Source organism: Streptomyces sp. NPDC021093 (assembly GCF_044333135.1).
Classification (GTDB): domain Bacteria; phylum Actinomycetota; class Actinomycetes; order Streptomycetales; family Streptomycetaceae; genus Streptomyces.
Genome location: NZ_JBIRQJ010000011.1, coordinates 228318 through 242161, shown reverse-complemented (window position 1 = coordinate 242161; position 13844 = coordinate 228318). Strand labels below are relative to the sequence as shown.

General features: G+C 71.6%; 12 protein-coding genes. 7 read left to right on the top strand and 5 right to left on the bottom strand.

The genetic code is table 11. The features are described 5' to 3' along the window. Positions 1-105 precede the first annotated feature (105 nt). A complete protein-coding gene (locus ACH4SP_RS32340; protein ID WP_398420153.1) occupies positions 106-2733 on the bottom strand; it encodes an ABC transporter permease/substrate binding protein in 2628 nt (875 codons plus the stop codon). Beyond that, positions 2726-3877, bottom strand: coding sequence for a glycine betaine/L-proline ABC transporter ATP-binding protein (locus tag ACH4SP_RS32335; RefSeq protein WP_398420151.1), 1152 nt, complete (start codon positions 3875-3877; stop codon positions 2726-2728). The genes ACH4SP_RS32340 and ACH4SP_RS32335 overlap by 8 nt, the downstream gene beginning before the upstream one ends. Positions 3878-4560: 683 nt before the next feature. On the opposite strand from ACH4SP_RS32335, the gene ACH4SP_RS32330 reads away from it, so the two are divergent. After that, entirely contained in the window at positions 4561-5466 is a 906-nt protein-coding gene (locus ACH4SP_RS32330; RefSeq protein WP_398420312.1) for a 5'-3' exonuclease H3TH domain-containing protein, read from the top strand. A 71-nt stretch (positions 5467-5537) separates the two neighbouring features. Further along, positions 5538-6383: a siderophore-interacting protein gene (locus ACH4SP_RS32325; protein WP_398420149.1), complete on the top strand. Its 846-nt coding sequence runs from the start codon at positions 5538-5540 to the stop codon at positions 6381-6383. Between the two features lie 309 nt (positions 6384-6692). Here the strand turns inward: ACH4SP_RS32325 and ACH4SP_RS32320 are convergent, their stop codons facing one another. Further along, complete coding sequence (locus tag ACH4SP_RS32320) at positions 6693-7352, bottom strand: MerR family transcriptional regulator (protein WP_398420145.1); 660 nt, start codon at positions 7350-7352, stop codon at positions 6693-6695. A gap of 116 nt (positions 7353-7468) precedes the next feature. On the opposite strand from ACH4SP_RS32320, the gene ACH4SP_RS32315 reads away from it, so the two are divergent. The 5 genes from ACH4SP_RS32315 (at position 7469) to ACH4SP_RS32295 (ending at position 11804) form a co-directional block, all read left to right on the top strand. Further along, the gene (locus ACH4SP_RS32315) at positions 7469-8431 is read left to right on the top strand and encodes a hypothetical protein (protein WP_398420143.1); all 963 of its coding nucleotides are present in this window, start codon (positions 7469-7471) and stop codon (positions 8429-8431) included. Further along, positions 8428-8898: an ABA4-like family protein gene (locus tag ACH4SP_RS32310; protein ID WP_398420141.1), complete on the top strand. Its 471-nt coding sequence runs from the start codon at positions 8428-8430 to the stop codon at positions 8896-8898. Before ACH4SP_RS32315 ends, ACH4SP_RS32310 begins: the two co-directional genes overlap by 4 nt. A gap of 100 nt (positions 8899-8998) precedes the next feature. Next, the gene (locus tag ACH4SP_RS32305; RefSeq protein WP_398420139.1) at positions 8999-9586 is read left to right on the top strand and encodes a sigma-70 family RNA polymerase sigma factor; all 588 of its coding nucleotides are present in this window, start codon (positions 8999-9001) and stop codon (positions 9584-9586) included. Further along, a complete protein-coding gene (locus ACH4SP_RS32300) occupies positions 9583-10329 on the top strand; it encodes an anti-sigma factor domain-containing protein (protein WP_398420137.1) in 747 nt (248 codons plus the stop codon). Before ACH4SP_RS32305 ends, ACH4SP_RS32300 begins: the two co-directional genes overlap by 4 nt. Next, on the top strand, positions 10326-11804 hold the full coding sequence (locus tag ACH4SP_RS32295) for a cryptochrome/photolyase family protein (RefSeq protein WP_398420135.1): 1479 nt from the start codon (positions 10326-10328) through the stop codon (positions 11802-11804). The genes ACH4SP_RS32300 and ACH4SP_RS32295 overlap by 4 nt, the downstream gene beginning before the upstream one ends. A gap of 32 nt (positions 11805-11836) precedes the next feature. Here ACH4SP_RS32295 and ACH4SP_RS32290 read toward each other — a convergent pair whose 3' ends face one another. Both ACH4SP_RS32290 and ACH4SP_RS32285 read right to left on the bottom strand, forming a co-directional pair. Further along, positions 11837-12712, bottom strand: a complete 876-nt coding sequence (locus ACH4SP_RS32290; RefSeq protein ID WP_398420133.1) for an endonuclease/exonuclease/phosphatase family protein — start codon at positions 12710-12712, stop codon at positions 11837-11839. Between the two features lie 379 nt (positions 12713-13091). Further along, positions 13092-13793 (bottom strand): M15 family metallopeptidase, encoded by a 702-nt coding sequence (locus ACH4SP_RS32285; protein WP_398420131.1) that lies wholly within the window; start codon positions 13791-13793, stop codon positions 13092-13094. Positions 13794-13844: the final 51 nt, after the last annotated feature.

Genomic DNA, 13844 nt, shown 5'->3' with positions numbered 1-13844 from the left:
TCCCTGACGAGTCCCGGACGGGCCCCGGACGGCCGAAAAGAGCCGGGCCCCGCCGTTCGTCGTGAACGGCGGGGCCCGGCGGGGAAAGCGGGGGGAAGGGGACGATCAGCCCGCGGCAGGGGCCATCTTGTCCGCGATTCCCGGGTTCTCCTTCATCCAGGCCTCGACGGCCTCCGGCTCGTGACCCGTGCCGCGCTTCTGGATCTCGTCCTCCAGGCTGGCGAGCTGCTTCTCGTCCAGCTTGAAGTCCTTGAACCACTTGGTCAGCTGCGGGTAGTTCTTGCCGAAGTCCTTGTTGCCGATGATGTGCAGGCGGTCGCCCTCGCCGAAGAGCTTCTTGGAGTCGGTGAGCTTGTTCATCTCGTACGCGTTGTACGCCCAGTGCGGCGTCCACAGCAGTACGGCGACCGGCTCCTTCTTGGCGTACGCGCGCTTCAGCTCGGTCAGCATGGCGGGCGTGGAGCCCTCGACGAGCGTGTACTCCCCGTCCAGGCCGTAGCCGGGAAGGACGTTGTCCTTGACGTTCTTCATGGCGGCGGCGCCGGGCTCGATGCCGATGATCTTGCCCTTGAACCGCTCGCCCTTGCCCTTGAGGTCCTCCAGGGACTTGACGTCCTTGACGTAGGACGGCACGGCGATCTCGACGGAGGTGGGTCCGTACCAGGAGCCGACGTCGGTCAGCTTGTCCTTGTACTTGTCCCAGTAGTTCTTCTGCGTGTACGGCAGCCAGCCGTCGAGCTGGACGTCGACGTCACCGGCGGCGAGACCCGCGTACATCGGACCGACCTCGAACTGCTTGAGGTTGATCTTGTAGCCGCGCTGCTCCAGGACGTTCTTCCACAGGTACGTGGCGGCGATGTCCTCTTCCCAGGGGAACCAGCCCATCTCGACCGCACGGTCCCGCTCGTCCTTGCCGCCTGCGGCCGGGGCGCTCTTGGCCACCGGGGCGAGCTTCTCGACCAGGCCGGGCTGGGTCTTCAGCCAGACGCGGACGGCCTCCTGCTCCTTGCCCTTGCCGGACTTCTGGATCTGCGCCTCAAGGCTGGTGAGCTGCTTCTCGTCCAGCTTGAAGTCCTTGATCCACTTGCCGACCTCGGGGTTGTCCGCCGAGAAGCCCTTGCGGGCCAGCGTGTGGACGCCGTCGCCCTTGCCCCAGGCGCCCTTCGGGTCCTTGAGCTTCTTGAGCTTGTACTCGTTGTACGCCCAGTGCGGCGACCACAGCGGAACCACGATCGGCTCCTTCTTGGCGTACGCGCGCTTCAGCTCGGCCAGCATGCCGGGCGTGGAGCCCTCGACGAGCTTGTACTCCTTGTCGAGGCCGTAGGCGCCGAGGACCTTGTCCTTGAGCAGGCCCATCTCACCGGCGCTGGGCTCGATGCCGATGATCTTGCCGCCGAACTTGTCGGCCTTGCCCTTGAGGTCGTCCATGGTGTTGACGTCCGTCATGTACTCCGGGACGGTCAGCTCCAGGGAGGTCGGGCCGTACCAGGCGCCCATGTCCTCCAGCTTGTCCTTGTACTTCGCCCAGTACTGGGCGTGCGTGGTGGGCAGCCAGGCGTCGGTGTTGAGGTCGATCTGACCCGTCGACTGACCGGTGTAGAGGGCGCCCGCCTCGTACTGCTTGGCGTCGACCTCGAAGCCGCGCTGCTCCAGGATCTCCTTCCAGAGGAAGGTGGAGGCGATGCCCTCGTCCCACGGGATGTAACCCATGGAGATCTTCTTGCCCTTGCCGATCTGCGCCGGGTCGGACGCGGTGTCGGCCTTCTTGCCGCCGAACATGCTCATGCTGCCCGCGACGAGCGCGAGGACCACGATGCCCGCGACGGCCACGACGGGCTGCGGACGGTACGACCAGATCTTCGTGCCGCCGGCCATGGCGCGGGCCTTGGCCAGGGCGCGCCGGCCCAGCGGGGAGACGGCGGTGCCCAGCGAGCTGGTCATGCGGTCCAGGTACATCGCCAGGATGACGATGGAGATGCCCGCCTCGAAGCCGAGGCCGATGTCGACGTTGCCGATCGCGCGGTAGACGGCGCCACCGAGGCCGCCGGCGCCGACCATGCCCGCGATGACGACCATCGACAGGCAGAGCATGATCTTCTGGTTGATGCCGGCCATGATCGTCGGCAGGGCCAGCGGCAGCTGGATGCGCTTGAGGATGTCGCCGGGCCTGGTGCCGAACGCCTCGGCCGCCTCGACCAGTTCACCGTCGACCTGCCGGATGCCCAGCTCGGTCATGCGCACGCCCGGGGGCAGCGAGAAGATGATGGTGGCGATGATGCCGGGGACGGCGCCGACGCCGAAGAACAGGATGCCGGGGATCAGGTAGACCATCGCGGGCATCGTCTGCATGAAGTCCATGACCGGCCGGGTCACGGCGCTGACGCGGTCCGAGCGCGCGGCCCAGATGCCCAGCGGGATCGCGATGATCATCGTGATGATGGTCGCCACGAGCACGAGCGAGAGGGTCGACATGGCGTCGTCCCACAGCTCGATGGAGTCGATCAGCGCGAAGCCGACGAAGGAGAGCACACCGGCGGTCAGACCGCGCAGCCAGAAGGCGACGACGGCGAGGATGCCCGCCATGAGCAGCGGCTGCGGGGCACCAAGGACGGCGTAGATGCCCTCCTGCATGCCGCCGACGACGGTGGAGATGAAGTCGAAGAGCCACGCGAGGTTCTTGGTCAGCCAGTCGACTGCGGAGTCGACCCACTGGCCGAGGTTGAGCCTAGGCACCTGCGGACACCTTCTTCACGTTCGTGGCGTCCTGCTGGTCGGCCTCGTCGTCCTCCATGGGCGCGGGCGCGGTCGGCTCCATCGGCTCGCCGAGCACGGCGAGCAGCCGGGAGCGCGGGACGACGCCGATCAGGGAGCCCTTCGCGTCGGTCACGGCGACGGGCACCCCGCTCGTCGAGCACGGCGTGAACAGCTCGATGATCGGGGTGTCCGCGGCGACCGTGGCGGGGGCGGCGGCGAGCACGTCCTGCGGGTTGCGCAGTTCCTTGCCCTCGTCGTCCTTCGTCCCCATCGCGGTGTGCGGCTCGGCCATGATGGCGCCTGCCGTCAGCACGCGGGAGCGGTCGACGTCCTGGGTGAAGGAGGCGACGTACTCGTTGGCGGGCGTGACGAGGATGTCCTCGGCGGTGCCGAGCTGGACGATACGGCCGTCCCGCATCACGGCGATGCTGTCGCCGAGGCGCATGGCCTCGTTGAGGTCGTGGGTGATGAAGACGATGGTCTTCTTCAGGGTCTTCTGGAGTTCGAGCAGCTGGTCCTGCATGTCGCGGCGGATCAGCGGGTCGAGCGCGCTGAACGACTCGTCCATGAGGAGCAGGTCGGCGTCGGTGGCGAGCGCACGGGCGAGGCCCACGCGCTGCTGCATGCCGCCGGACAGCTCGTCGGGCCAGGACTTCTCCCAGCCCTTCAGGCCGGCCATCTCCAGCGCCTCGTGGGCGCGCTTCTCGCGCTCGGCGCGCGGGACGCCCTGCACTTCGAGGCCGTACGCGGCGTTCTCCAGCACACTGCGGTGCGGGAAGAGCGCGAAGTGCTGGAAGACCATGGAGATCTTCTTGGCGCGCACGTCGCGCAGGTCCTTCGGGGACAGGGCGGTCAGGTCCTGTCCGTCGAAGAGGACGCGTCCCGCGGTCGGGTCGAGCAGTCCGTTGAGCATGCGCAGCAACGTGGACTTGCCGGAGCCCGAGAGGCCCATCACGACGAATATCTGGCCGGGCTCGACGCTGAACGAGGCGTCGATCACCGCGGCGGTCGTACCTTCGGCGCGCAGCTCGTCGCGGTCGGAACCGTTTTCGAGCTTCTTGACCGCCTCGCTGGGTCGTCTGCCGAAGACCTTGTACAGGTTTTCGGCTTGCAGCCTGGACACATACACCTCACGCGTTGAACCGATGACGACCTGCCACCCCCGTGGGCAGGTCGTGGAGCGGCGCGGATTCGGCCCGCTCTCACCCGCCGGAAGATGCAGCTTCAAATCAAGAAGTTGAACTTCGGACCAGGCTCGCTCCGAAGGCGCCCCTGCCCCGGGCGGCACGAGCCAAACGGAAAGTGATCCAGTTCACTTACGGATCTCCGACGCGCGGGGAGGGGGTCGCGGAGCCGTGCGGTGCAGGCGGGGCCGGGGGCGGAGGCAGGTCGTGGAGGCGGAGCCGGTCGGTCGGTCAGGGGCGGCGTCGGTCGAGGAGGCGGAGCCGGTCGGTCGATCAGGGGCGGCGTCGGTCGTGAAGCCGGAGCCGGTCGGTCGGTCCGGGGCGGTGTCGGCCGTGGAGGCTGAGCCGGTCGGCCGGTCCGGGGCGGTGTCGGCCGTGGAGGCTGAGCCGGTCGGCCGGTCCGGGGCGGTATCGGCCGTGGAGCCCGAGCCGGTCGGCCGGTCCGGGGCGGTATCGGCCGTGGAGCCCGAGCCAGTCGGTCGGTCCGGGGCCGAGGCCGGCCGTGGAGCCGGAGCCGGTCGGTCGGTCCGGGGCGGTATCGGTCGTGGAGCCGGAGCCGGTCGGTCGGTCCGGGGCGGTGTCGGTGGTGTGCGGCATCATCGGGGGCGTGACTCGACGTCTGATGCTCCTCGACACCGCTTCCCTCTACTACCGGGCCTATTTCGGGGTCCCCGACTCGGTCCGCGCCCCCGACGGCACCCCCGTCAACGCGGTCCGCGGCCTGCTCGACTTCATCGCCCGCCTGGTCCAGGACCACCGGCCGGACGACCTGGTGGCCTGCTGGGACAACGACTGGCGCCCGCAGTGGCGGGTCGACCTCATCCCCTCCTACAAGGCGCACCGCGTCGCCGAGGAGATCGAGGGCGGCCCCGACGCGGAGGAGACCCCCGACACCCTCTCCCCGCAGGTCCCGGTGATCGAGGAGGTCCTCGCCGCACTCGGTATCGCCCGGGTGGGCTCCGACGGGTACGAGGCGGACGACGTGATCGGCACCCTGACCGGCCGCGCCGAGGGCCCGGTCGACGTCGTGACCGGCGACCGCGACCTGTTCCAGCTCGTCGATGACGCCCGCGGGCGCCGCATCCTCTACCCGCTCAAGGGCGTCGGCACGCTCCAGGTCACCGACGAGGCCTGGCTGCGCGAGAGGTACGGAGTGGACGGCCCGGGGTACGTGGACCTGGCCCTGCTGCGCGGCGACCCGAGCGACGGCCTGCCGGGCGTGCCCGGGATCGGCGAGAAGACCGCCGCCAAACTGCTCGACACGTACGGGAACCTGGCCGGGATCATGGCCGCCGTCGACGACCCCGCCGCGAAGCTCACCCCGTCCCAGCGCAAGAAGCTGGACGAGGCGCGGCCGTACATCGCGGTGGCGCCGAAGGTGGTGCGGGTCGCGGGGGACGTACCGCTGCCGCCGTTCGACGCGGCACTGCCGTCCGCGCCGCACGACCCCGTGGCGCTGGACGCGCTGGCCGAGCGGTGGGGCTTGGGAGGTTCTTTGCAGCGCCTGCTCTCGGTGCTCCAGCGATGAGCTGTTAGCTTAGCTTAGGCAAGCCTAAGTAATTAAGTGATGCAGTCGTCCAGCGTTTTGGGGAGAACACCGTGGCAGAACGACCGGCCCGCAAGGCACCGCGAGCGCACGAGGCGACGGTGCTGCGCACCGAGCGGATCACCCCGCACATGGTGCGCGTCGTCCTCGGCGGCGAGGCCCTCGCGAGCCTCGGCGCCGACGAGTTCACCGACCACTACGTCAAGGTGCTCTTCCCGGCACCCGGCGTGACCTATCCGGAGCCCTTCGACATGGCCCGCATCCGCGAGGAGTTCCCCGCGGAGCAGTGGCCGGTCAACCGGACGTACACGATCCGCAGCTGGGACGCGGAGGCGGGCGAGCTGGCGATCGACTTCGTGGTGCACGGCGACGAGGGCCTGGCCGGCCCGTGGGCGGCCCGCGCCCGGGCCGGCGAGACGGTCCGCTTCCTGGGTCCCGGCGGCGGGTACGCCCCGGACCCGGCGGCGGACTGGCACCTCCTGGTCGGCGACGAGAGCGCGCTGCCCGCGATCGCGGCCTCGCTGGAGCGGATGCCGACGGGTGCGGTGGTGCACGCCTTCGTCGAGGTCTCGGACGCGGCCGAGGAACAGAAGATCGTGACGCCGGACGGCGTCTCGGTGACCTGGCTGCACCGGGGCTCCGCGCCGGTCGGCGAGCAACTGGTCGCAGCGGTGCGGGAGTTGGAGTTCCCGGCGGGTGACGTGCACGCGTTCGTGCACGGCGAGGCGGGCTTCGTGAAGGACCTGCGCCGGCACCTGCGGATGGAGCGCGAGATCCCGCGCGAGCGGCTCTCGATCTCCGGTTACTGGCGCCTCGGCCAGGACGACGACGCGTGGCGCGCGGTGAAGAGGGAGTGGAACGAGCAGGTGGAACGCGAGCAGGAGACTGCGTCGGCCTAACGGCACCCGCGGGAGCCGCACCCTCGGAGCCACACCCAGCCCCCTTGGGCACAGGGGCCGCCCCCTGGGGCGGGACGGGTGGGCAAGGGGGCGGCCCCCGCGCGGAGCCGCCCCCTTCGCTCCGGCCTGCGCCCGCTCCCGCACCGCCCCCGAGCACCCTGCGGGCCGCTGGTCGCGCCTGCGGCGGGCCACGCCCCTCCCCGCCCCTTCCCTGAACCGCTGGCCGCGGGGCCAGGGGCAGCACGCCTCGCACCGGCGGGGGCTGATGTCCGGGGCTCCGCCCCGTGCACGGCCTGCGGCCGTGCGTCCTCAAACGCCGGACGGGCTGGGTGCGCCACCCGCCCCCGCCCCATAGATCCGCGCCGACGCCTCCGCCTGCGCGATCCTCCTCAGTGATGCGAACATCGCGTCCCCCAGCACCATCCCGATCACCACACTCTCCAGTACGTCGTCCCGCGCCCCCCGCCCCCCGACGTACTCCAGGTCCGCCCGCGCCACCTTCTCCGCCGCCTCCGCGTACGCGTCGAGCGCCACCGCGAACTCCTCGTGGCCGAGCCGTTCCGCCTCGCTCAGCGTGCGGGCGAGTGCCTCGCTGTCCGGGTGGCCCTGCGGCACGAACCAGCCGCGCCGCTCCGACAGTTCGGCCACCTGTCTGCGGGCCGCGTCCGACGGCTCCCCGGCTCCGACCGCGCTCGGCGACGCCACCGCTCCCGCCACCGCGCCGAGCAGTTTGTGCGTCGGCTGCGTGGTGTCGTCCACCGCCGCGAGGATCTCGCCGATCCGGGCAAGCGACAGCTTCCCCGCGCCCAGGAGCGCGCGGATCAGGCGCAGCCGCCGCTCGTGCTCGCCCCCGTACTTCGCCTGGTTCGGGCTGGTCAACTCCCCTGCGGGGAGCAGCCCTTCACGAACGTAGTACTTGATCGTCGGGACCGGAACGCCGGTCCTGCGGCTCAACTCACCTATGCGCACTGCCCGTTCACCTCTCTTCCTACTCAAGGGCCTTGCCAACTCCCAGCCCCGCATGGATAGTTTAGCTATCCGATAGTGGCGAGTACCACTATCCATTGCATTCATGGGGGAAACTCATGCCTGACTGGCGTGCCTGGCACCGACCTCTGGTCGTCTTCTCGGCCCTGATGATCGCTTCCACCGTATTAACCGGCATCGGACTGATCGTCGACGACCGCACGGTCGTCAACTCTCCGGTGTGGTTCAAGCCGTTCAAGTTCTCGGCGTCGTTCGCCGCCTACGGCCTGGCGCTGGCCTGGATGGTGTCGCTGCTGCCCCGGGGACGGGCGGCCAAGGCCGGCAAGTGGGCCGGGAGCGTCGTCGCCGTGGCGAGCCTCCTGGAAATGGTGCTGATCGTGGGCCAGGCGGTCCGCGGCAAGCGCAGTCACTTCAACTCGGAATCCTCGTTCGACGGCGCCGTGTTCGCCGTGATGGGCCTGACCGTGGCGGTGCTGTGGCTGGGCACCCTGGTCATAGCCGTACTCCTGCTGAGGGCCCGGATCCTCGACCGGGCGACCTCCCTCGCTGTGAAGGCCGGTGCGGTGCTCGCCCTCGCCGGGACCGCGCTCGGCTTCCTGATGACGCCGCAGACCTCCGCCCAACGCGAGGCGGGCATCGAGGACACCACCGGGGCACACGGCGTGGGCATCACCGACGGCGGCCCCTCGATGGCCGTGACCGGCTGGGAGACCACCGGCGGCGACCTGCGCGTACCGCACTTCGTCGGCATGCACTCGCTCCAACTCCTGCCGCTGCTCGCCCTGTTGCTGGTGGCGCTGGCCCCGCGCGCCGCCCGGCTCGCCGACCCGGTGATCCGGCTGCGCCTGACGGCCGTCGCCGCCACCGCGTACACCGCCCTTCTCGCCCTGGTGACCTGGCAGGCGCTGCGCGGACAGGCGCTGATCCGTCCGGACGCGACGACCCTGATCGCGGCGGGCGCGATCGCCGTCCTCACCGCCGCCGGGATCGCCTTCTCCCTCCGCGCCCGCCCCGCGCACCACCGCGGCCCCGACCGGGACGACAAGGAACTCGCGGCATGACCCACACCCTCTTCGGCCTGGCGTTCTTCCTCGCCTCCCCGTTCTGGCTGCTGATGATCCTCGCGCCGCGCTGGGGCTGGACCGTACGGATCGCGCTCTCACCGCTGACGGTGCTGCCGGTCCTGGCCGTCTATCTGGCGATGGCGGTCCCGGTCTTCCCCGAGCTGTGGGCGGCGGTCAGCAGCCCGAGCCTGGCGGGCTTCCGGGAACTGACGGCCCTGGGAGGCGGCGCGGGCGCGATCTGGGCGCAGGTCATCGCCTGGGACCTCTTGATCGGGCAGTGGATGTTCCTGGAGGCGCGGAAGATGAATCTGCATCCGCTGCTGATGGGCCCGCTGCTGCTGTTCACGATCCTGCTGTCGCCGCTCGGCCTGCTGGTCTTCCTTGCGATCCGCGCACTGCACACGGCAAGGACCCGCCGGGCGGCCCCCGACCGGAGCGCCTACAGCGCCGCGGGCCGCAGCTGACCGGAGAATCGTGGGCGGGGCGACCAACCCACCGTCCCACCTCCTCCGAATACCCGGTGGGAGTGGACCGCCCGCCCCGCCGTCAGCGAAGGAAAGTCGCGTGAGAGAAGCCGTCCGCGTTCAAGGCACACCCGCCCCCGGACCCGATGGGCTCCAGGAGCTCATCGGCCGGGTGGCCAGGGGCGACCAGGAGGCATTCGGCCGGGTGTACGACCTGGTCAGCGGACCTGTCCTGGGCCTGGTCCGCAGCGTGCTGCGGGATCCGGCGCAGTCCGAGGAGGTCGCTCAGGAGGTCCTGGTGGAGGTGTGGCGCACCGCCGCCCGCTTCCAGCCGGCCCGGGGCAGCGGCATGACCTGGGTGCTCACCATGGCGCACCGCCGGGCCGTCGACCGGGTGCGCTCGGCACAGGCGTCGGCCGACCGCGAGCAGCGGGCCGCGCTGCTCGACCGTACGCCCGCGTACGACGAGGTCACCGAGCAGGTCGAGGCGCGCCTCGAACGCGAGCAGGTGCGCCGCTGTCTGCGCACCCTCACCGAGCTCCAGCGCCAGTCGGTGACCCTCGCGTACTACCGCGGCCTCGCCTACCGCGAGGTCGCCGAACTCCTCTCCGTGCCGCTGGGGACGGTCAAGACCCGTATGCGCGACGGACTGATCCGGCTGCGCGACTGCCTGGGGGTGGGCGCATGAGCACCGCCGAACTGCACACGCTGACCGGGGCGTACGCACTGCACTCCCTGCCCGATGACGAGCGGGCGGCCTTCGAACGCCATCTCGCCGCCTGCCCGTCCTGCACCCGGGAAGTGGCCGAACTGACCTCCACCGCGGCCCGGTTGGGCCGGGCGATGACCGAGACGCCGCCCGGCCACCTGAAGGACCAGGTGCTGCGGCGGATCGCCACCGAACGCCAGGAAGGCCCCTTGACGGTACGTCAGGGACACCCGCGGACCCGGTACGGTCGGACCGCCTCCCGCTTCGCCCTGGCCGCGTGCGTGGCGGCTGCCGCCGCGTTCGGCGGGATCGCCGTGTGGCAGCACCAGGAGGCGAAGGACGCGCAGCAGCAGGCGCAGGCGGCGCAGGGCAGGGCCGAGGCGCTGGCAGCGGTGCTGGCCGCGCCGGACGCGAGGGCGACCACGGGGAAACTGGCGGACGGGGCGTCGGCGACGGTCGTCGTCTCACGCAGCCGCGACCGGGCCGCTTTCGTTACCTCCGGACTGCCGCGGCCACCGGCGGGCAAGGTCTACCAGCTGTGGTTCGACGACGGCGGCACCATGCGCGCGGCGGGCCTGCTGAACCCGGCCGCGCGCACGGACGCGGTCCTGCTGGACGGCCCGGTCGGCAGGGCGTCTGGCATGGGCATCACGGTGGAGCCGGCCGGCGGATCCGCCGCACCGACGTCGGCGCCGGTCGCACTGATGGGGTTCCCCGCATGAGCCGTACGAGCCGTACGAGCCGTACGAGCCGCACGAGGTCGGACGGCAGTACGAGCCGCACGAGGTCGGACGGCAGTACGGCGCCCCGTACCGCCGTCGCCCTCTTCACCTCCGACCTGCGCGTCCACGACCAGCCCGTGCTGCGGGCCGCGCTGCGCGACGCCGACGAAGTGGTGCCGCTGTTCGTGCTCGACGACGGGGTACGGGCCGCGGGCTTCGCGGCGCCGAACCGGCGCGCGTTCCTCGCCGACTGCCTGGCGGACCTGGACGCGGAGCTGCGCGACCGCGGCGGCCGGCTGGTGGTCCGTACCGGAGCGGTCGTCGAGGAGGTCGCCCGGGTGGTGACCGAGACCGGAGCGCGGGCGGTGCACGTGGCGGGCGGGGCGAGCGGGTACGCCGCGCACCGCGAGGAACGGCTGCGGACGGCGCTCGCGCGGGCCCGCTGCGAGCTGACGGTGCACGATGCGGTGGTCACGGTGCTGGCACCGGGCGCGCAGACCCCGGCGGGCTCGGACAAGGACCACTTCGCGGTGTTCACGCCGTACCACCGCAGGTGGGAGGCGGCGGGCACGCGCGCGGTCGTCGCGGCACCGAGGACGGTACGGGTGCCGGAGCGGGTGGCGAGCGACCGGCTGCCGTCGCGCGCGGCGATCGGGTCCACCTCCCCCGCCCTGGCGACGGGCGGCGAACGCACGGCCCGCAAGCGCCTCAACTCCTGGCTTTCGGACACCGCTTCGGGCATCGAGGCGTACGAGGCCCGCCACGACGACCTGCCGGGCGACGCGACGTCGAGGCTCTCCCCGTACTTCCACTTCGGATGCCTGTCACCGGTGGAAGCGGTGCACCGGGCCCGGCGGAAGGGCGGTACGGGCGCGGAGGCGTTCGTACGGCAGCTGGCCTGGCGGGACTTCCACCACCAGGTGCTCGCGGCACGCCCCGCCGCCTCCTGGTCCAACTACCGTGACAGGAACGACCGTTGGCGCTCCGCCCCGGAGGAGATCGCGGCCTGGAAGGCGGGCCTGACCGGGTACCCGGTGGTCGACGCGGCGATGCGGCAGCTCGCGCACGAGGGCTGGATGCACAACCGGGGCCGGCTGCTGGTCGCCGCCTTCCTCACCAAGACCCTGTACGTGGACTGGCGGGTGGGCGCCCGGCACTTCCTCTCCCTCCTGGTCGACGGCGACGTGGCGAACAACCAGCTGAACTGGCAGTGGGCGGCGGGCACGGGCACGGACACCCGCCCCAACCGCCTGCTGAACCCCCTCACCCAGGCGAAGCGCTTCGACCCGCAGGGCGACTACGTACGGCGCTGGGTCCCGGAGCTCGCGGACCTCGCGGGCCCGGCGGTCCACCAGCCCTGGCGCCTGGAAGCCCGGGTCCGGGCCCGCTTCGCCTACCCGGCCCCGATCGTGGACCTGGCCGAGGGACGCACGCGCTTCGAGAGGGCACGCGCGATCAGCCCGTCCGGTGTTTGAGGACGCCCGGCGCAGCCGTACCGACTCCGCCCCTAGACCCGCACCCGCGCCGCCACCGGCACATGGTCGCTCCCCGTCCCGCCAAGAGTCCACGCCTCCACCGGCACCACCCCACGACTCAGCACATGGTCCAGCCGCGTCAGCGGAAACGCCGCGGGCCAGCTGAACCCGAACCCCCCGCCCACCACGTCCTGCACCGGCCGCAGCCTGCCCACGAGAGGAGCCAGGCTGCGGTCGCCGGTGCTGCCGTTGAGATCCCCGAGCAGCAGCACCTTGTCCCGCCGCTCCTGGGCCAGCACCCGGTCCAGCTCCTGGATGTTCCGGTCGCGTGCACCCGTACCGAAGCCGAAGAGACCGACCCGTACCGACGGCAGGTGCACCACGTACACAGCGACCGGACCGCCGGGGGTACGGACCTCGGCCCGCAGCGACCTGCTCCAGCCCGGGTCGAGGACGACCCGCCGGGTGTCGGCCAGGGGGTGGCGGCTCCACAGGGCGACGGTCCCGATCCGCACGGAGTACGGCAGCGCCTTGTCCAGAGCCCGCCGGTAGGCCGGGAGCGCACCGTCGGTGATCTCCTCCAGCGCCACCAGGTCCGGGCCTGCGGCGAGCAGGGTGCGCGCGGTTCCACCGGGGTCGGGGTTCTCGGCACCCACGTTGTGCGTCACGACGGTCAGATTCGGCTTCTCGGCGGCCGACCCGGCAGCCACCGCCGGCCAGAACGCGCCGAGCCACAGCACGGCGGCGACCCCCGCCGCCACGGCGGCCGACGCCGAACGCCGCCGCACCGCCGCTGCCAGCGCGAAGGGAACGGCCAGCCCGGCCCAGGGCAGCACCGTCTCCAGCAGACTGCCCAGATTGCCGACGGAGTTGGGCACGGCGGCGTGGACGAGCGGCAGGAACCCCACGAGAACAGCACAGACCGCTGCGACCCTCCCCCGCCGCCAGTGGCTGCCACCGGGAGCGGGAACGGGACTCAGCCGCTGGACCCACCGACGGAACGGCGCCGGGGCAACGGGATCCGCCGCGACGGGATCCGGCCCCGCGGGATCCTGCCCAACGGGATCCGGCCCAACGGAATTCTGCTCATCAGGATCCGGCTCGGAAGGATCCGATCCCGAAGCCCCGTCCCCGGACCGTGTCCCCGCCTCCGCCTCCGCCTCCGCCCCCGCCTCCGAGAACCCCCCGCCGATGTACACGTCCGGATAGGGATCGTTGCGTACGTGCGTCATGCCATGCTGCCCTTCGGAGGAAGTGTGCGCTCGGACCTGTTTCGGCTCATCGGCTTCACCCCGCCGCATCCGCCTTCAGCGCCGGGCACGTGCCGCCCGGCTCCGTGCGCAGCTCGAAGTGCCACATCTCGTTGCCGTAGACCTGGCACAGGCCGTACGCCGCGCCCTTGCGGATGAGCCAGTCGTCCGCGTTCGTGGGGCCGATGTCGATCGCCCTGCCCAGCGCGTGCTCGGACGTCTCCGGCGTCTTCACGAACTGCCGCGCCCGCTCAAGACCGCCGTACTTGATCACGCCCTCGTCGAGCAGCCGGTGCTGGTACTCCTTGCTGCGCCAGCCCGAGGTCACGAAGAAGTCGACCCCGTCCTTCTTGGCGTCCTTCGCCGCCGCCTGGACCGCCTTGAGCAGGGCGGGGTCGAGGTTGCGCAGAGCGGAGTGCCCGGTGTCGAAGGGCGTCAGCGTGCGGGCCGCGGGGACGGCGCCGTCGCCCGCGTCCGCCGCACCGTCCTCGTTCGGCGCACCGTCCTCGTTCGGGGCACCGCCCTGGTTCGGCGCACCGCCCGCCGGAGGCTTCCCGTCCGGCCCCGGCCGTCCGCCGGGCGGCACCGCCGGGGCTCCCGCCCCCGCCTCCGCCGCCTCCACCCGCGTCCCCATGCCCGAGTCGGTCGTCAGGACCGCGGCCGCTCCCACTCCCACCGCGCCCGCGAGGACGAGTCCTCCCGCCGTCCCCCAGATGCGGGCCCGCTTCACTTCACGCATGTGTTCCTCCGGACGGCGTGTGTCCCCCGGATCCGGGGGCCGCTGTGCAAT

What these genes read in the sequence shown, in the direction of transcription:
- ACH4SP_RS32330 (WP_398420312.1), top strand. Translation starts at nt 4,561, where the DNA reads ATGCTCCTCGACACCGCTTCCCTCTACTACCGGGCCTATTTCGGGGTC.
- ACH4SP_RS32315 (WP_398420143.1), top strand. Translation starts at nt 7,469, where the DNA reads ATGCCTGACTGGCGTGCCTGGCACCGACCTCTGGTCGTCTTCTCGGCC.
- ACH4SP_RS32310 (WP_398420141.1), top strand. Translation starts at nt 8,428, where the DNA reads ATGACCCACACCCTCTTCGGCCTGGCGTTCTTCCTCGCCTCCCCGTTC.
- ACH4SP_RS32300 (WP_398420137.1), top strand. Translation starts at nt 9,583, where the DNA reads ATGAGCACCGCCGAACTGCACACGCTGACCGGGGCGTACGCACTGCAC.
- ACH4SP_RS32295 (WP_398420135.1), top strand. Translation starts at nt 10,326, where the DNA reads ATGAGCCGTACGAGCCGTACGAGCCGTACGAGCCGCACGAGGTCGGAC.
- ACH4SP_RS32285 (WP_398420131.1), bottom strand. Translation starts at nt 13,793, where the DNA reads ATGCGTGAAGTGAAGCGGGCCCGCATCTGGGGGACGGCGGGAGGACTC.